General features: G+C 52.3%; 11 protein-coding genes. 5 read left to right on the top strand and 6 right to left on the bottom strand.

Annotated elements, in window-relative coordinates:
* The first annotated feature begins 699 nt into the window (after positions 1-699).
* The 4 genes from FJM74_RS07850 (at position 700) to ccsA (ending at position 7,672) form a co-directional block, all read left to right on the top strand.
* Positions 700-2,001, top strand: coding sequence for an acetylxylan esterase (locus tag FJM74_RS07850; RefSeq protein WP_187262039.1), 1,302 nt, complete (start codon positions 700-702; stop codon positions 1,999-2,001).
* A gap of 380 nt (positions 2,002-2,381) precedes the next feature.
* Positions 2,382-3,035 (top strand): cytochrome c nitrite reductase small subunit, encoded by a 654-nt coding sequence (nrfH, locus tag FJM74_RS07845; protein ID WP_187262038.1) that lies wholly within the window; start codon positions 2,382-2,384, stop codon positions 3,033-3,035.
* A gap of 7 nt (positions 3,036-3,042) precedes the next feature.
* Entirely contained in the window at positions 3,043-4,530 is a 1,488-nt protein-coding gene (gene nrfA / locus FJM74_RS07840) for an ammonia-forming cytochrome c nitrite reductase (RefSeq protein WP_187262037.1), read from the top strand.
* Between the two features lie 4 nt (positions 4,531-4,534).
* Positions 4,535-7,672 (top strand): cytochrome c biogenesis protein CcsA, encoded by a 3,138-nt coding sequence (gene ccsA / locus FJM74_RS07835; RefSeq protein WP_187262036.1) that lies wholly within the window; start codon positions 4,535-4,537, stop codon positions 7,670-7,672.
* 336 nt (positions 7,673-8,008) lie between these two features.
* Here ccsA and FJM74_RS07830 read toward each other — a convergent pair whose 3' ends face one another.
* Both FJM74_RS07830 and FJM74_RS07825 read right to left on the bottom strand, forming a co-directional pair.
* A complete protein-coding gene (locus FJM74_RS07830) occupies positions 8,009-9,223 on the bottom strand; it encodes a DUF4861 domain-containing protein (RefSeq protein WP_187262035.1) in 1,215 nt (404 codons plus the stop codon).
* Positions 9,224-9,473: 250 nt separating this feature from the next.
* Complete coding sequence (locus FJM74_RS07825; protein ID WP_194349963.1) at positions 9,474-9,809, bottom strand: L-rhamnose mutarotase; 336 nt, start codon at positions 9,807-9,809, stop codon at positions 9,474-9,476.
* Positions 9,810-10,312: 503 nt separating this feature from the next.
* On the opposite strand from FJM74_RS07825, the gene FJM74_RS07820 reads away from it, so the two are divergent.
* Positions 10,313-10,525 (top strand): hypothetical protein, encoded by a 213-nt coding sequence (locus FJM74_RS07820; RefSeq protein WP_187262034.1) that lies wholly within the window; start codon positions 10,313-10,315, stop codon positions 10,523-10,525.
* Here the strand turns inward: FJM74_RS07820 and FJM74_RS07815 are convergent.
* The 4 genes from FJM74_RS07815 to FJM74_RS07800 all read right to left on the bottom strand — a co-directional run bounded on the left by FJM74_RS07815 (position 10,497) and on the right by FJM74_RS07800 (position 17,129).
* Positions 10,497-11,501: a glycoside hydrolase family 5 protein gene (locus tag FJM74_RS07815; RefSeq protein ID WP_187262033.1), complete on the bottom strand. Its 1,005-nt coding sequence runs from the start codon at positions 11,499-11,501 to the stop codon at positions 10,497-10,499. The genes FJM74_RS07820 and FJM74_RS07815 overlap by 29 nt on opposite strands.
* A 261-nt stretch (positions 11,502-11,762) precedes the next feature.
* On the bottom strand, positions 11,763-14,225 hold the full coding sequence (locus FJM74_RS07810; RefSeq protein WP_187262032.1) for a glycoside hydrolase family 3 C-terminal domain-containing protein: 2,463 nt from the start codon (positions 14,223-14,225) through the stop codon (positions 11,763-11,765).
* A 233-nt stretch (positions 14,226-14,458) separates the two neighbouring features.
* Entirely contained in the window at positions 14,459-15,415 is a 957-nt protein-coding gene (rbsK, locus tag FJM74_RS07805) for a ribokinase (protein ID WP_187262031.1), read from the bottom strand.
* A 502-nt stretch (positions 15,416-15,917) separates the two neighbouring features.
* A complete protein-coding gene (locus tag FJM74_RS07800) occupies positions 15,918-17,129 on the bottom strand; it encodes a glycoside hydrolase family 88 protein (protein WP_187262030.1) in 1,212 nt (403 codons plus the stop codon).
* Between the last annotated feature and the right edge of the window lies 1 nt (position 17,130).

The following is a 17,130-nucleotide window of genomic DNA, read 5'->3' as shown; positions in this document are numbered from 1 at the left end:
CTCACCTGTAAAATACTAAGGCAAAATATAGCCCATGTTATCACCCGTTTCTACCCACCTGCCAGGCCGGGCTACTTAATAGAGTATGTGTTTCGTGCTATCGCCATTACTAACTTCCCTGACCATTACCCGGCATTAGCGAAAGCTATCTAAAAAATCCCAGTCCCTGGCTTAAGGCGCCGGGGGAAGGGGCCCTCTATTTGAGAGGTTCGGTGCCGCAGGCAGCCTGCGCGAGAGCGAGTCTAAAAGGGGCCCCTGCACCCCTGGCAGGAGCGAACACAGCGCCGATGGCCAGGGACGGGGCCTCGCTTAGAGAGGGCCCCTTCCCCAGCCGTGAGCGCTAAGACTTCCACCATACCACAAGAAAGTATAAGGGCCCTGGAAAAAGCAGCAGTTAAGACAGGTGGAACTCTGTACGGTAGGATTACTATATTAATACCACATAATATGATACGCACTCCAATTATTCTAATAAAAAGTGACCTCCTGAGCCATTCTGGCCCTCTGCTGCTGCTATGGCAGCCCCTGGATGCAGATCAGGAGCCGCCCGCCATCTTATAACCTTTCTATGGTTTTTTGCTGCAAAAACACTTGCCCTTTGTTTGGTTTGGCATAGAATGTAAAAATACTATATTTACAAATCCGGTGCCTTGCCAGGCCGACCAATACCTTTAACCAGACAGAAGAAGCTCTATTGCTATGAAATACAACTTTTTTATATTTTCTTTCCTGTGCTGCTATATATGCTGTACGCAGGCTGTTGCTCAAAACTCGCCTGCTCCCATAAAACTGGTAGATATCCTGCTGACACCCGACGCTAAAGACTGGAATTACCTTACCGGCCAGAAAGCTACGGTAACGGTAAGTATCCTGCAGTTTGGGGTACCCCGGGAAGATGCCATTATCAGGTATGAGGTCGGCCCGGAACTAATGCCACCCGATAAAACCGGCCAGCTAACCCTGAAGAAAGGCACCGGCAAAATAGACCTAGGCACCAGCAGGCAACCGGGCTTCAGGCAGCTGGTGGTCAGAACGGAGCTCAATGGCAAGACCTACAGCAACATGGTAAAGGTTGGCTATGCACCCGAAAAGATCGCCCCCACGATTCCTTTGCCAGCCGACTTCGCAGATTTCTGGCAGAAGGCAAAAGCCGAGGCCGCCAAAGTGCCTGCCGACCCGGTGCTCACACACCTGCCCGCCCACTCCACCGCCACGGTAAATGTGTACCTGGTGAGCCTGCAGAACTACCAGAAAGGGCAGCGCCTCTACGGCTACCTGTGCACACCCAAAGCCCCGGGCAAGTACCCCGTTCTTTTCTCGCCTCCGGGAGCCGGCATCAAACCCATGAGTCCGTACACGGGTTATGCGGAACAAGGCTTTATCAGTTTCAGCACCGAAATACATGGTTTGTCGCCGGAACTGGATGCCGGTACCTACAAAAGCATCAGCACCGCCTTCGGCGACTACTGGCTCAACAAGCTCGACGATAAAGACAATTACTATTACAAACGGGTGTATCTGGGCTGTGTGCGGGCCATCGATTTCCTGAGCAGCCTGCCGGAGTTCGACGGGAAAAACGTGTTGGTTACCGGCGGGAGCCAGGGTGGCGCCCTGGCTATTGTCACAGCCGCGCTCGACAAAAGAGTTATCGCCCTGGCCTCCTTCTACCCTGCCCTATCTGACATGACCGGTTACCTGCACGGGCGAGCAGGCGGCTGGCCACACTTGCTGAGCCCCCGGCAGCAAGCTTCTACCAACACGCCTGCCAAACTAAACACCATCAGTTATTACGATGTGGTAAATTTCGCAAAGCAGCTAACAGTGCCGGGCTTTTACTCCTGGGGCTACAACGACAACACCTGCCCGCCTACTTCTGTCTATGCCGCCATTAATGCTGTAAAAGCTCCCAAAACCATCGCCATTACGCCCATTTCGGGCCACTGGCGATTTGAGGAAACCAACCAGGAATCGATGGCGTGGTTAAAGTCGCAGCTAAAGTGAGGCATACCGCCGCAAAGAGACAAAACAACTGACTGTTGTCATTTGTTTTCACATAAATATGATTGACTTTTACCAGGAGATTTTAGGCAGGATTTATAAATAGCGATACGGCTAATCGGAATTTGCATCCCCTATTAGACCCATAATAAAATGTCGTGCTACGTGGGTCGTTTTCGTCAGGATAATGCAGGTTATGATCCCTGAATTTAAGTCGCAGGCCCTGTGTGGCAGAAACGATATTCAATAATAGCATTACAGAATGCCAGCTTTTGGGCACCTCACAAAGGTTGAAACCTGTACCCGTAGTAAAGAGTACAATTCCAATCCAATACCATTAAATTTTAGTCTAAAATTCATTTTCGGCCCCTAAAATTTAACGAATGGCTAAATTCAACAAGCTGAAGCGGTTTCTTTTCAAATACAACTTAATCCCACCCAAAAAATGGAGACCGGCGGCTATCGTGATGGTGGCCACTTTCTTCGGGTTAGGCCTTTATGTATTGAAACTCAGCAATGCAGCCTCCTATCTTTCAGACGATCCGCAGGCCTGCGTAAACTGCCATCTGATGACGCCCCAATACATCACCTGGAACCACAGTTCCCACCGGGAAGTAGCCAGTTGCAACGATTGCCACGTGCCGCACAACAACATATTTAACCAGTATTATTTTAAAGCCAAGGATGGCCTGTACCATGCCTCCATCTTCACGATCAGGGCAGAGCCGCAGGTAATCAAAGCCCGCGGCCCCTCTATCGAAGTGATTCAGGATAACTGCGTCCGCTGCCATACCTCGCAGGTGACAGACGCCAAGATGGCCTCTTTTGTAGAAGACCACCATGCCTCCAGAACTGACCGCACCTGCTGGGAGTGCCACCGCGAAGTGCCGCATGGCCGGGTCAAAAGCCTCTCGTCGGTAGGTCACCAGATAGAGCCCATCCGCGCCCATGCCCCACCCGACTTAGAAATTATTCCTGCCTGGCTTAAAAAGTCGATGCAGGAAGAAAAAACGAAACAAGCAGCACAACGAAAATAACAGCAACATGAAAAACTGGTTACTCTTTATTACGACCGTGTTAGTGGTTTTTTTACTGGCTATGCTGGCCTACTCCATCATGGATAGAAAAACAGAGGCACGATTTGCCTACCAGCCCAAAGTAGAAATTGAGGGCATAGAGCCACGCGACACGCTCTGGGGCCTCAACTATCCGCGCCAATACCAATCGTACCAGAAAACGCAGGACACTACTTTCAAAAGCAAATACAACACCAGCGGATTCAGGGATGCGCTGGAGGAGCAGCCTGAAATGATCATACTATGGGCCGGTTATGCCTTCAGCAAAGGCTACAACCAGCCCAGAGGCCACAACCATGCCGTACGCGATGTGTTGAGCTCGGTGCGGATTGGCGCGCCCATGGAGCCCGGCGCAGGCGTGATGCCCAGCACCTGCTGGACCTGCAAAAGCCCCGATGTGCCACGCCTGATGAGCGAGATAGGCGTAACGGAGTTTTATAGCCAGAAACTGTCGGACCTGGGCAGCGAGGTAATAAACCCCATTGGCTGTGCCGACTGCCACAACCCTAAAACCATGAACCTGACCATTACCAGGCCAGCCCTTATCGAGGCCTTTCAGGCCATGGGGAAAGATGTAAACCAGGCCTCCCACCAGGAGATGCGCTCGCTGGTGTGCGCCCAGTGCCACGTAGAATACTACTTCGATAAAACCATAGCCGACAAACCCGGCGCCAATTACCTGACCTTCCCCTGGAAAGACGGCATGACCGTAGACTCGATGGAGGCCTATTACGACAACATCGATTTTGCCGACTGGGTACACCCCTTAAGCAAAGCCAAAATGCTGAAAGCACAGCACCCCGACCACGAAATTTACTCGATGGGCGCGCATGCCAAAAGAGGCGTATCGTGCGCCGACTGCCACATGCCGTACCGCACAGAGGGTGGCCAGAAATTTACCGACCACCACATTGGCTCGCCGCTGAGTAATGTGGAGAACTCCTGCTTTGTATGCCACCGCGAAAAAGTATCGGACCTGGTTTCGGATGTGTATGAGCGGCAGGGCAAGGTAAAAGAAGGCACCATGAAACTGCAGAAGCAAATTGCCATGGCTCACCTGGAGGCAGAAAAGGCCTGGCAGCTAGGCGCCACCGAAGCGCAGATGAAAGACATCCTGACCGGCATCCGGCATGCCCAGTGGCGCTGGGACTTTGTGGCCGCCTCGCACGGTGCCGGCTTCCATGCCCCCCTCGAGTCGAGCCGTATTATCAACACCGGCTCCTCCATTATACAGGACACTAGAATTAAGCTGGCCCGCGTGCTGGCAGCTTTAGGCCACAACAAACCCGTGGAGATGCCTGACCTGAACAGCAAATCGGCCCTGCAGGCCTATATCGGCATTGATCTGGAAAAAGAGAAGCTGGCCAAAGCAGATTTTCTGGAGCAGGTAGTACCCAAGTGGCTGAAAGAAGGCAAAGTCCGCGAAGCCAAGAAACAAGTAAACTACCTACAGTAGCAGCATGAAGTATTTAGCGAGTTTGGTTTCGACCAGGGTGACGTTGGTGTTGTTGATTGCCTATGCCGTGTCTATGGCGGCAGCCACTTTTATAGAAAACGACCACGGCACAGCCGTGGCAAGAGGATTGGTGTATGATGCCTGGTGGTTCGAGATCATCATGTTCTGGCTTGGGATTAACTTTCTGAGCCATATCGGAAAGTACAAACTGTTTCACCGGAACAGGTGGCCGGTGGGTCTGTTCCATATTGCTTTCGTGATGATCTTGTTAGGGGCTGGGGTTACCCGATATTTCAGCAAAGAAGGAATCATCCATATAAGAGAGGGAAGCACCGAAAACACTTTTTATACGACAGCGCATTACCTGCAGGTAAAGCAACTGAACGATGCGCAGCCAAAGCGCTTTGAGCAGCCGCTTACGCTTATCAGCCACAATTTCAAACCAAAGAGTATTCAGGCGAGTTTCAACGAGCCGGACTTTAAGGTTACTTTTGAAGCTTACATAACCGGTGCACGCCAGGAGTTTGAGCCTGGCAACGAAACCTACTTCGACCTGGCCATGGCCATTGGTGGCGGAAGAGAGGATTTTCTGATTACCCAAGGCGACACCCTGCCCATGGGCACGGTGTCGCTGGGAACTGCCAAAGAGGCCGCAAGCCCTATCCGCCTGTTCAAAACAGACAGTACCTGGCAGATCCACACCGATGTGCACCTGCAGGTAATGGAAATGGCCACCCAGAAAATTGGCGTGGTGCATGCAGGTGCCACACAGCCCCTGCAACTCCGGTCGCTCTACCAGTGGGATGGCGGTGCCTTTATTGTTAAATCGATAAAGGAAGACGCTACCCTGACGTTTAAGCGAGAACAGGACGAAAAGCTGGCCAAAGACCTGCCGAGTGTGGTAAAAATGAAAGTGACCGACCAGCACGACCAGCCGGTAACAGAAACCTATGTGAAGCTGGTGCGCTTTAACCCGGCCTGGCACCCGTTTACCTACAACGGGCAAAACTACTCCCTTACCTATGGGCCGCGGGCGGAGACCTTGCCGTTTAGCCTGCACCTGAGAGCCTTTGAACTGGAACGTTACCCGGGCAGCCAGAGCCCGGCCAGCTACGCCAGCGAAGTAACGGTACAGGACGCTGAAACTGAATTCCCGTACCGCATTTTTATGAACAATGTGCTCGACTACAAAGGCTACCGTTTCTACCAGTCGTCTTTTGACACCGACGAGAAAGGCACCATTCTTTCCATTAACCAGGACAGGCCCGGCACCTACCTCACCTACCTGGGTTACTTCCTGCTGACCCTGGGGATGCTCCTCACCCTGTTTGCGAAAGGCAGCCGCTTCCAGCTCCTGAACAAGAAACTGGGCACTATCCGCAAAAAAGCGGCGGCACCCAAAGTTAAGACCACTGCCATCATCGCTTTGTGCCTCCTTGCCGGGTTGCAGGCGCAGGCACAGGTCAACCTGCCCATCGTGCCTGCCGAAAAAGCCTCTGCCTACGGAAAACTGATCGTACAGGACCTCGACGGCCGCATGAAACCGCTCAACACGCTGGCCAACGAAATCGTCCGGAAGCTGAATGGCCGATCGTATATCGATATTCCGACCGATTCTGGTGAGGTCAGGCTAAGCTCTGAGCAATTTTTGCTGGCCGTGCAACTGGACCCGGTTACGTTAAGCGACCTGCCAGTTATCAAGATCGACAAGGAGAAGTCGCACCGTGCCTTTGCGGCCTTGGGGCAGGAACCGCAGGAGAAGCTCAGCTTCAGGGATTTTATAAATGATGATGGCGACTACCTCCTCCACGAACTCGTGGAAGAAGCTAACTTACTCAAGCCATCAGAAAGAAACGAGGGGCACAAGGAACTGCTTAAGACAGATGAGCGCTTCAATATTTTCTATGCCATCATCACGGGCGATTTTCTGCGGATTTTCCCTAACAAGCTCGACGATAACAACACCTGGTTTACAAGCCAGCAATCGCAGCAGGGCTTTGCAGAAGACGATGCCATGTTTGTGCGTAACATAACGTCCTTTTACCTGGCAGGGCTGCAGAAAGGCATTGCAGAAGGTAACTGGAAAGAGGCAGACGAAGCCTTAGGATACATGCACCTGTTCCAGCAAAAGGCAGGCACCAAGGTGTACCCGTCCGATGACCTGATCGAGGCCGAACTGCTCTACAACCGCCTCAACCTTGGCAATAAGCTCTTTGGCCCTTTCTGGTTAGTAGGCGCTTTTATGCTGATTATTGGCATTACCATGTTATTTAAGGAGGCAAGACCGATCCAATTCGCCTGGAGTGCCGGAAAGGTGCTAAGCTGGCTGGGTTTTGTTGTTTTCACTTTCCACCTCGGCATCAGGTGGTACATTGCCAAACACCCGCCCTGGAGCGATGGCTTTGAGATGCTGGTGTTCGTGGCCTGGGGGGTGCTCCTGTTTGGTTTGCTTTTCTCCGGCAAATCGAAATTCACCGTTCCGCTGAGCCTGCTCTTCTCAGGCACCTTACTGTTTGTAGGCTTCCTGGATTGGCTCAACCCCGAAATCACAAACCTGATGCCTGTGCTGCACTCCTACTGGCTGAAGATACATGTGGCTATCATTGTGAGCGGCTATGCCCCGCTGGCGCTGGCCGCCATACTGGCTTTGCTGAGCCTGGCGCTTATGATATTTAAGCCTGCCGCACCAAAAAACAAATGGTGGGTGAGCATGCAGGAGCTGAATATCGTCAACGAAGTGTCTATTACCATTGGCCTGTTTCTGCTCACGGTGGGCACTTTTCTGGGTGGCGTGTGGGCCAACGAGAGCTGGGGCCGCTACTGGGCCTGGGACCCGAAAGAGACCTGGGCGCTGATCTCCATTATCGTGTACGCCTTTGTGCTGCACCTGCGCCTGATCCCGGCCTTCAAAAACGCACTCCTCTTCAACCTGGCCAGCCTGTGGGCTTTCTCTTCTATTATCATGACCTCGTTTGGCGTTAACTATTATCTCTCGGGCCTGCACTCGTACGCAGCCGGAGATCCGGTTCCTATTCCGGTTTGGGTATATTGGGTAGCGGCACTGCTGCTGCTAATTTCGGCCATGGCGGTGCTCAGGTTCCGGCAATTAACGGAAGAGGAGAAAAAGGCGCTGGTGGTGTAAGATAGGTGGCAGCAGGCAGTATTCCAGCTTCAGCGCCAGGCCTGGACTAAATTATTTGAATGGTTTTGGCCCTCCGGCGTGTTCCGCTGCTGCTGCTGCTGCTGCTGCTGCTGCTGCTGCTGTAGGATACTTTGCCAAATCGTTATTAGTTCCTGGCATACTTTCACCACGCCTCTCCCATTTTGTCATCCTGACAAGGATCCTGTGGGCGAGAGCCTAAGGCAATGGCTAACTCCTTATTTCAAATGGCCATAAACAGAAAACTGCCCCTGATTCACCAGCACAACGGCCAGGCGAATCAGGGGCAGTTTTCAGCTACCACAACAAAAAGTCTTCCTAAAATTTTACTTCCAGCGGCGAGGCCATGCGTTTGGCGAAGTCAGCCAGGTAAGCGTCCCATTCGGCAGCGGAGCTAAACTGCCCGCTTTTTAGCCAGCCAAAGCCGGCGTAATAGGTGAGCTTGTTTTGCTGCGGCGTAGTAAGCACCAACAAGTGGCTTTGGTCTTGCGCCTGCACTCGGTGTTCCAAATACTCCTGCACCACTGCCGGATCCACAACCACACCTACCCCCAGTTCCGATCCGTCTATGGGCTCCCAGTAGCGGAACCAGCCCTGCTCCTGGTTAGCTTTTACTTCTCCTTTTGCATCGTGCAGCGTAATGCCGATAGTGGCGTTTGGCAGCGGCTGGTCGCTTTGCAGGAGCACTTCGTAGCGGCTCAGGTTATCGCCCAGGTCCAGGCTGATGCGCTTGGTCTCGGACACGGTGCGGCCACTGGCCTGCCAGAGATCATACCTGAGCTCGAACACTGTGCGGATAGGTCCCTCGGCAATGGTCTTATACGAGACAAAGTTTTTAGACACATGCAGCGTGTCGTTCTCCCATACCCCGATACCACCCATGCCCCGGCTGGGGCCCACATGGTAAGGGTCGTAACCTTCGCCGGTATCTTTGTGGTAAGCCCCGGGGCTGTCGATGTTGTTCTGGTACCATTTGTTGATGATCGGGTAATCCACACGCTTCAGCCAACCGTCTATGCCGCTGGTCAGGGTGCCGCCCTGCTCGTTCCGCTCCACCAGCTGCTGCGCCACCGGCCCGTAGGTTCTAAAAGCCACACGGTCGTTTTCCCAGGTATAGTCGTCGGTGCGTTCGGGCACGAAGCGCGAATAAGTGGTTAGCTTACTTTCGGGGCGCTGGGCGTCGGCATCGGCGGCCCCCACAATGGCAAACTTCTTTTGCTGGTTGGGCTGCATGTCTACCTGGAACAGGATTTCGTCTATTGTGCCGTCAGCGTCAGTATCGATCGCCTGGCTCACCAGCACCTCACCGGTGTCGGCGGTTTTTACCAGCAGGTTCTGCGCGCCATACTTGGTGGCCAGCCCGCTCACTTCGGCAATCGGAATGGCCACGGTTTCGGTGGTTCGTGCTATGTCCAGCTTATTCGTTACCAAAAACGGCTGGCTGGTGATTTCTTTCTGGCAGGAGCTGAAAGAGGCTGAGAAAAGGACGGCTAGGCCCCAGGCGGCCGTCTGTCTTAACTGTTTTGAAAGCATGTTTTTCTGATATGACAATAGTGCTTGGCCAGATTAAAAATTAGAATTTCAAAATTAGAAATTATGGCAGATAGGCTTGCTGGCTGCTTTAAGAGCATTAAACCTTTCTAAAAATCGAATTGGAGGAGTGCTAATATAGTTGTCAGCTAATGGCAGCAATTTAAGAGAACAGCAGAGAATGCTCCCTGGTTTGGAGTTAAAGCAGGTTTTCTGTCGTTTCTATCATTAAACTATTTTATAGCCAGGCTCCTTAGCCGTTTAAGCTGAATAATTTGGCCATCGGCTGCCACTTTTCTCCGGGTTTTGTGCCGGGCAAGGCCTGCTGGTATTTCCACATCAGCTTCTCCCACTCCTGCACCTTGGGGTTGGCGGCATCCAGCTCGTTTTTCCGCTCAAAACTGAAATCTTCTTCTACCTCCATGATCATAAACAGGCGGTTGCCCCATCGGTATATGTCCATCTGGCGGATGCCTGCCTCCTGTATGCTTTCCAGGATCTCGGGCCATACGGCGCTGTGGTGCTGCTCATACTCCGAAATTAAGGCAGGGTCTTCTTTTAAATCAAGTGTGAAACAATGTCTGGGCATACTTATATCAAATCGTATTTAGCTTCTTCCATACTCTCACCCTATAGCCTCCTTTTGTCATCCAGGAGGGATCTTGTGGGCGAGAGCCTAAGGCAATGGTTCAGGAGTTTAAGTTAGAATAGCCGCCTTTGAGCTTTGACAGCTGCAGCAGCTTATTTTATTGCCCATGTCTTTGTTCTTTTTGTCTTGATACAAAAAGAACCAAAAAAATCAAGACGATTTTGTTTGTCGAGGGCCCCTTCCCCCACTCGCTGAACGCTCAAACAAAAAATCGTCAATCGGTGCACCGGGCAACCTCATCTGCCCTGTGGCTCCTGTAGGGTATTCTCTATTTAGCGAAAGAAATATGGAACCTCCTTTTTACCAGATGGTATTATTACTGATGTTACGCAGCAGCAGCAGCCAGAGGGCTGTTGGCGCTTTTAGATAACTGAATAGTTTATTTTTATGGATCTGAAGATGCGGCAGCAACCGTTGGAGGCACTATTTGAGCAGAAGAACTGATGTTACGCAATTATTCTAATCAAATAGTACCTCCAGGCAAATTGCTGCTGCTGCTGCTGCTGCTGCTTTTAAAGCATCGCTGGCAGCATAATGTCAGCTATTCAAAAATTATAGCCGGGAAAGAGTTGCTTCTTTATTTATTCAGGAAAGCATTTTCTGCCCCGATTCTTGCTGAAAGCCGGATTACAAATTTCGCTGCAACACCTTTTTGAAGAAACGACCCTGCCGCGACGGGGTAAAGTTAAAGTCCTCGAGCATGGCTGGCGACCAGGACGGATCGAAACACCAAACCGTGTAAGACACTCCTTTTTTATCGAAATAATTGATGATGGCTTCCGCGTAAACCTCATCGCCGACAACGGGTATGTGCTCCCCACGCTCCCCTTCGCCCACAAAACCAAACTCAGTTGCCACAATCGGGTAATGGTCGGCTACCTTGCCCCAGTCTGCCTCCCACTTGCTCTCCCAAGGCTGCGATCTTTTTTGCGGGTAAGGGTGCGTTACATAAGCCACATTGGCATGGTCTATCGGCTTCTCAATAACTTCGTCGAGCAGGTAAGCCCAATCCATGCCAGCCACCAGAAATATTTTCTGGTCGTCAACGGTTTTGATTTCGGAGATAAGTTTCTCCATTACGGGTTTCCAGGTATCCCAGGACAATTCGCCTTTGTCGGCGGTGGGCTCGTTATACAGCTCGAAGAGGGCGGCTGTTGTATTGCCCTTGTATCTTTCCGCCATCATTTTCCAGAAATCGACCGTCTCCTCCCAGGTGGTGGCATAGTTGGCAGACGGGTATTTACCCTCTACCAGGTTACCGATAGAGTGCCAGTCCAGGATAACATACATGTTGGTTTCTGTTGCCCACTGCATGCCCTTGTCCAGCAGCGCCACATAATTCTCGGGGCCACGCTTGCGCCACGCACCCGGGTGTATGGCAAACCGCACTACGTTGCAGCCCCAGTTGCTGGCCTCCTGGAAAAACTCGCGGTTCCATTGCCCCTCGCTCTCCAGCTTGTCAGGGTCGGCAAAACTCACGCCCTCCAGCCTTACGGTCTGCCCGGTACTGTTCGTAAAAACATTGCCCGACACCTGTAAGGCCGGCAGTCCCTGCTGCCCTTCTTGTTCTGCTGACGCACAGGAGAAACCAAGCAGGACAAGGAGGAGGAAAAGCAAATTGTTCTTTTTCATTACAACTAAAGTTAAATAAGGAGGATAACTAATTACATTTAAATTTTTCGGGTGCGGCGACAGGCACAGGCCATACAAGTAGGCACAAGCGGCCATAAACTATTTGCATAAAGAGGGCCTTTTGAGTGTGTCTCTCCAGACCTCTGAATTTATGATCCGGCAAGTGCTGAATCTTCTGTTTACCCTTTAGCCCATCAGCACCTTCATCAGATTATTCTAATCAAAACAGCCTTCCGGAGCTTTCCGCTGCTGCTGCTGATTTTATTCTGGTAAAATCGCTTTGGATATTTCTTCAGTTATGGTGAAATCGCCTTTCAGCCTGATGTCCTGGGAGGAACTTCCTACCCGAACTTCGAAATCGCCTGGCTCTACTACCCAGTTCATGTTGCGGTCGTACAGTGATAAATCGTCGGGGCGCAGCCGGAACGTGACGGTTTTGCTTTCGCCTGGGGCCAGCATTACCCGCTCAAATCCGCGCAGCTGGCTTTCGTAGGTCGTAACGCTGCTCAGTTTATCCTTTATGTAGAGTTGCACCACTTCGTCGCCTTTCACGCTGCCGGTATTTTTCACCCATGCCTGCACCTCCATTTCGCCGGCAGCCCCTTCGTTAGCCGGGCTTATCACGAGCTTGCCATACTCGAAGGTGGTATAGCTGAGGCCATGCCCGAAGGGATACAAGGGGCCATTGACCCGTGTTTTCCCAAAACCGTTATCTCCGGAGGAGGGCTGGTCGGCATGTGAACCCGGTTTGAATGGAAAGTTCAGCTCCAGCTGGCCTGTTGATTTGGGGAACGTAACTGGTAATTTACCACCCGGGTTGTAGTCGCCGAAAACAGCCTCTGCTATGGCTCTTCCTGCCGATGGGCCGGGGAACCAGGCCTCCAGAATGGCCGGCAAATGTGCATCGGCCCAGTTAATGGTAAGCGGGCGCCCGTTAATCAGGATAACGACAACAGGCTTTCCGGTGGCGTGCAGCGCCTGCAGCAACCGCTCCTGATGGCCCGGCAGGTCTAAACTGGTTCTGCTCAGGCTCTCGCCAACCCGCTCCTCGTCTTCGCCTACCACGGCAATAATCACATCCGACTCCTTTGCCTTTGCTACTGCCTCGGCTATCTGCTGCTGCTCCTTCTGGTTCAGGGGCTGAGGCAGCAGCTCTGTGTTTGGCCAGCCCTCGTTTACGATGTCACAGCCTTTGGCATAATCGAACTGCAGTTGCTCCGACTGGTACTGCTTCAGGCCATCCAGCACCGAAATGCTCTGGTGGTTAGAGGGCCCGTACCTGCTGATCGTATATTTTGTCTCGGCGGCAAGCGGGCCGGTTATCAGTATCCTGCTTTTCTTGTTTTTGTCTAAGGGCAGCGTGTTGTCGGTATTTTTCAGCAGCACCAGCGATTCACGGTTGAGCTGCAGGGCAAACTCTTCGGCAGCTTGGTTATACACCACTTTATCGGCCAGCTTAGGGTTCTGCACGTACGGCTGGTCAAACAAACCCAGCTGAAACTTCACGCGTAGCACCTCCCGTACATTCTGGTCCAGCGTCTCCATCGGCACCTTCCCCTCTTTCACCGATTCACGCAGGTTGCGGATATAAGTCTCCGGTGTTCTGAAATTCGTCCAGACATTAAGCCCCGCATTTACCGATTGCTCAATTGCTCCTTTAAAATCTGCTGCTACACGGTGTTTAGAGGCAATAAACTCCACGGCCTCGCTATCAGACACCACGTAACCGGTAAAGCCATACTGCTCGCGCAGCAGCTCCCGCAAAAAGTAGTGGCTGCCTGACACCGGAATGCCGTCCCAGTCGTTGTAACTGCTCATTATGCCCAGCGGCCTGGCCTCCTGCACCACCCTTCTAAAGGGGTAGAGATACAGCTGGTGCATTTCGCGGGGCGCCACATGCGGGTCGGTGCGGGCATTGCCGTCGCGACCGCCTTTAGGCACGCTGTACACGGCGTAGTGCTTCAGCGTGGAGGCGACTCCTTCGCTTTGGATGCCGGTGACCATTTGCTTGCCCAGTTCAGCAATAAGAAAGGGATCTTCGCCATAGCATTCTACCACACGGCCCCAGCGCGGGTCGCGGGCGGGGTCCAGAATAGGCGCATACACATTGGTGTAACCCAGCGCTTTTGCCTCGCGGCCAACAATGTGGCCTGCCTGCAGCACTAGGCTCTTGTTCCAGGTACTGCCTATGCCGATGGGCGCGCATAAGGGCGTGGCTCTGTCGTGGCAAAGGCCGTGGATACCCTCATTCGTGAAATCAACCGGAATGCCCAGGCGGGTTTCCTCCACAAACCATTTCTGCACGGTATTTATGGCAGAGGCATGCTTGCTGAAAGGATAAGAGTGCTGGCTCTGCGCCCGCGGATGATAAGCGAGGCTGTTGAGGTGCTCATCTATGTTGGCGATGCCGTCTTTCCAGATTTCGTTTTTCCAGGCGGGGGTTGGGAGTTCGTCTTTCAATACTCTGCCAAAACCGTAGAGGGTGGCCGACTGGTTTGTTTTCTCCTCCAGGGTCATTTGCCCGAGCAGGTCTTCTACCCGTTTATCAATGGGTTGTGAGGCGTCCTCAAAAAGGTCTTTTATGCCGTTTTTGTTAAAATCAATCCAACCCTTGTGGTAAATCCTGCTCTGATTAACTTTTTTCTGCGCAAAAGAGCTTTGCTTCCCGATAGCCAGGCAGCAGATAGTGGTTAAAAGTAAAACCGGCAACAAAGATTTTTTCATTATGCAAATAAGGTGAATGGTATGGAATAAGGGAGCTCCAGGATCAGAAATTGCTACAGCTAAAATCAGAGGCTGCGTTGATTTTGATCGAATCTCCAGGGCAGCCTGCTAACACGCAACAACCAGATTATTCAAATAAAAATGGCCTTCCGGAGCTGCTGCTGCTGCTGCTGCTGCTGCAGTTTTTCAGCGTTTGCTTCCGGGCCTCCATATTGGTTTGGCAGCAAGGCCTGCTATGGGGCTGAACTTACTACGCTTGCCTGATTGTCTGCATCGAGCACGGTGGCTACCTCCACTTCTCTGCGGTAAGGAATAGAGGTTTGGGCGCCCAGGCGGGTAACAGAAATGGAAGCAGCCTTACAGGCAAAAGCCACGGCCTGAGCCAGGGGCTGGTCCTCGGCCAGCGCCACTGCCAGGGCACCGTTAAAGCAGTCGCCGGCTGCGGTTGTGTCTAAAGCCTCTACCTCAGGGGCAGGAATCAGCTCCGAAATAGTGGCCGTGTGGAGGTAAGCGCCTCGGGCTCCCAGCGTAATGATAACGTTGGGCACTCCCTTTTCCTGCAGCTTGCTGGCAGCCCGGCGTGCGCTTTCCGTGTCGGTTACCCGGACTCCTGACAGCAGTTCAGCTTCGTTTTCGTTTGGCGTAATCAGGTAGAGGTGCGAGAACAGATCGGGCGGCAACGTTAGAGCCGGTGCCGGGTTCAGCAGCACCCGCAGCCCCTTGTTGTAACTTTCCCGCACCACGTGCTCTACGGTCGGCAGCGGGATCTCAAGCTGCAGCAGCACCAGCGTGTCACTCTCCACCAGCCCCATCGCTGCCTCAATATCTACAGGCCTGAGCTGCCCGTTGGAGCCCGGGGCCACCGAGATGCGGTTTTCGCCTTTCTTGTCTACATTAATAAGGGCAACACCCGATGGGTGATCGGCATCTATGGTTATGTACTTGTCGTTGATCGACTCCTGCCGGAACTGCCGCAGGGCCTGACGCCCGAAAATATCGTTGCCGACTTTGGCGATAAAAGTAACATTGCCTCCCAGGCGGGCTGCCGAGATAGCCTGGTTGGCTCCTTTGCCCCCAGGGTTCATGAAGAACTTCCCCCCCAGCACCGTCTCGCCAGGCAATGGGAATTTCGCGGCTTTAATAACCATATCAGTGTTGGAGCTGCCAACTACCAGAATTTTTCCGTGCATAGTAACTTGCAAATGAGTAGGTGAGAATTAATCATTCCGGCTGCTCCAGTTCTACTTCTGACTGCGTGACCGGCTCGTTTATAAATGTATTGAATTAATTGTTTTTATGACATTAAAATACTGCGCCACCAGACATTCCTGAACTGCCAAAATAATGGCAATTATCAACCTAATGAGTATACTTTTTAATTTATTCCGACATTCCTATTAGCAGAAAGCGCCTGCTCAGGAAACCTTTTAAGCCTGTAGGTAATGGTATGCTAACTATAGTTTTTCTCTGTCGGATTAGATTTTCCAGTTGCCTTTTATAACCAGAAAGCTGCGGTAGGCCAGTTTCAATTATTCGGCTGATGTTATGCAGCTGCCTCCGGAAGGGCAATTTTATTCCAACAATTGCCTGACAGCAGATTATTTGAATAGAAACTGCCCTCCAGACGGTTGCACTGCTGCTGCTGCTGCTGCTGCTGCTGAGGCGCCACCCCAAACCAACAGTTGCACTGCCTTACTTAGCCGCCTTTTTTTCTTTGTTCATCTGCTCCAACCTTACCATGCCTTCAATAAAATAATAGTCGGCGTAGTTTATAGGCACATCAATCTCTGACTTACCTGGCATATGCCCTGTGGAGTGCATCAGCACGAAGTTGTTGTTGGTATTGGGTTTGGCCAGGTAGGCAGGCGAGGCTAAACTGGCCAGCATCTGCGAAGCCGCTTTTTTGTAGGCCTCCCCCTTTGCGCCCGAATAGCCGCTTAATTCCAGCAGACCAGAGGCTGCTACGGCAGCCGCAGAGGCATCTCGTGGCAGGTCGGGGCGCGACGGCGCATCAAAATCCCAGTACGGTATTTTGTCGGATGGCAGGTTTTTGTGGTTGATAAAGAAATCGGCGATACCCTGCGCCTGCTTCAGGAAACGATCATCTTTTGTTTCTCGGTAGGCAACCGTAAACCCGTACAGGCCCCAGGCCTGTCCACGGGCCCAGGAAGAGGCGTCGGCATGGCCCTGGTGGGTTTGCTTGGCTCGTGCTTTGCCGCTCAGCGTATCATAATCAATAACGTGGTAGCTGCTGTAGTCTGGCCGGAAATGGTTCTCCAGTGTTGTGATGGCGTGCGTGGTGGCTACCTTAGCGTAAGCCGGATTGCCGGTTTCTTTAGAGGCCCAGTACAGCATCTCCAGGTTCATCATGTTATCTATAATCACCGGAAACTGCCACACATCCCGAAAAAAGTCCCAGGAGCGGATAGCGCCGGTTCTTTCGTCGAACCTCGACATCAGGGAGTTGGAGCCTTCAATCAGAATATCTCTGTACTTGGGATCTTTGGTGAGGCGGTAGCCGTTGCCGAAGCTGCAATAGAGCATAAAGCCCAGGTCGTGGGTCGTTTTGTTGAACTGCTCCTGCTCAAGGCCGGCAGTCCATTCACGGGCAAGCGTTTCCCATTTTTTGTCGTTGGTGTACTCGTACATGTACCAGAGCGAGCCCGGGAAGAAGCCGCTCGTCCAGTCGTCGGATGTAACGGTGGCCAGGGTTCCGTCTTTGGCAGTGGAACGGGGGTAGCGGGTTAGGTCGGTGTTGGTTCGGGTCATATTTGTTAAGTGCGTCTGCACAGTTTGCATGGCACTTTTCACCGGCACTTTAGCTTTCTGGCCAAATGCGAAGGCAATGACAGTACCCAGCACCCCAACTAACAACACCAGTATTAATTTAGATGATTTCTTCATG

The organism is Pontibacter beigongshangensis (assembly GCF_014332515.1).
Classification (GTDB): domain Bacteria; phylum Bacteroidota; class Bacteroidia; order Cytophagales; family Hymenobacteraceae; genus Pontibacter; species Pontibacter beigongshangensis.
The sequence above is the reverse complement of the archived record's forward strand: the minus strand, read 5'-3'. Positions and strand labels throughout refer to the sequence as shown.

Coding starts and splice junctions, on each gene's coding strand:
- FJM74_RS07815 (WP_187262033.1), bottom strand. CDS start 11,501: ATGAAAAAGAACAATTTGCTTTTCCTCCTCCTTGTCCTGCTTGGTTTC.
- nrfA (WP_187262037.1), top strand. CDS start 3,043: ATGAAAAACTGGTTACTCTTTATTACGACCGTGTTAGTGGTTTTTTTA.
- nrfH (WP_187262038.1), top strand. CDS start 2,382: ATGGCTAAATTCAACAAGCTGAAGCGGTTTCTTTTCAAATACAACTTA.
- FJM74_RS07825 (WP_194349963.1), bottom strand. CDS start 9,809: ATGCCCAGACATTGTTTCACACTTGATTTAAAAGAAGACCCTGCCTTA.
- FJM74_RS07810 (WP_187262032.1), bottom strand. CDS start 14,225: ATGAAAAAATCTTTGTTGCCGGTTTTACTTTTAACCACTATCTGCTGC.
- FJM74_RS07820 (WP_187262034.1), top strand. CDS start 10,313: ATGTTACGCAATTATTCTAATCAAATAGTACCTCCAGGCAAATTGCTG.
- ccsA (WP_187262036.1), top strand. CDS start 4,535: ATGAAGTATTTAGCGAGTTTGGTTTCGACCAGGGTGACGTTGGTGTTG.
- FJM74_RS07800 (WP_187262030.1), bottom strand. CDS start 17,129: ATGAAGAAATCATCTAAATTAATACTGGTGTTGTTAGTTGGGGTGCTG.
- rbsK (WP_187262031.1), bottom strand. CDS start 15,415: ATGCACGGAAAAATTCTGGTAGTTGGCAGCTCCAACACTGATATGGTT.
- FJM74_RS07830 (WP_187262035.1), bottom strand. CDS start 9,223: ATGCTTTCAAAACAGTTAAGACAGACGGCCGCCTGGGGCCTAGCCGTC.
- FJM74_RS07850 (WP_187262039.1), top strand. CDS start 700: ATGAAATACAACTTTTTTATATTTTCTTTCCTGTGCTGCTATATATGC.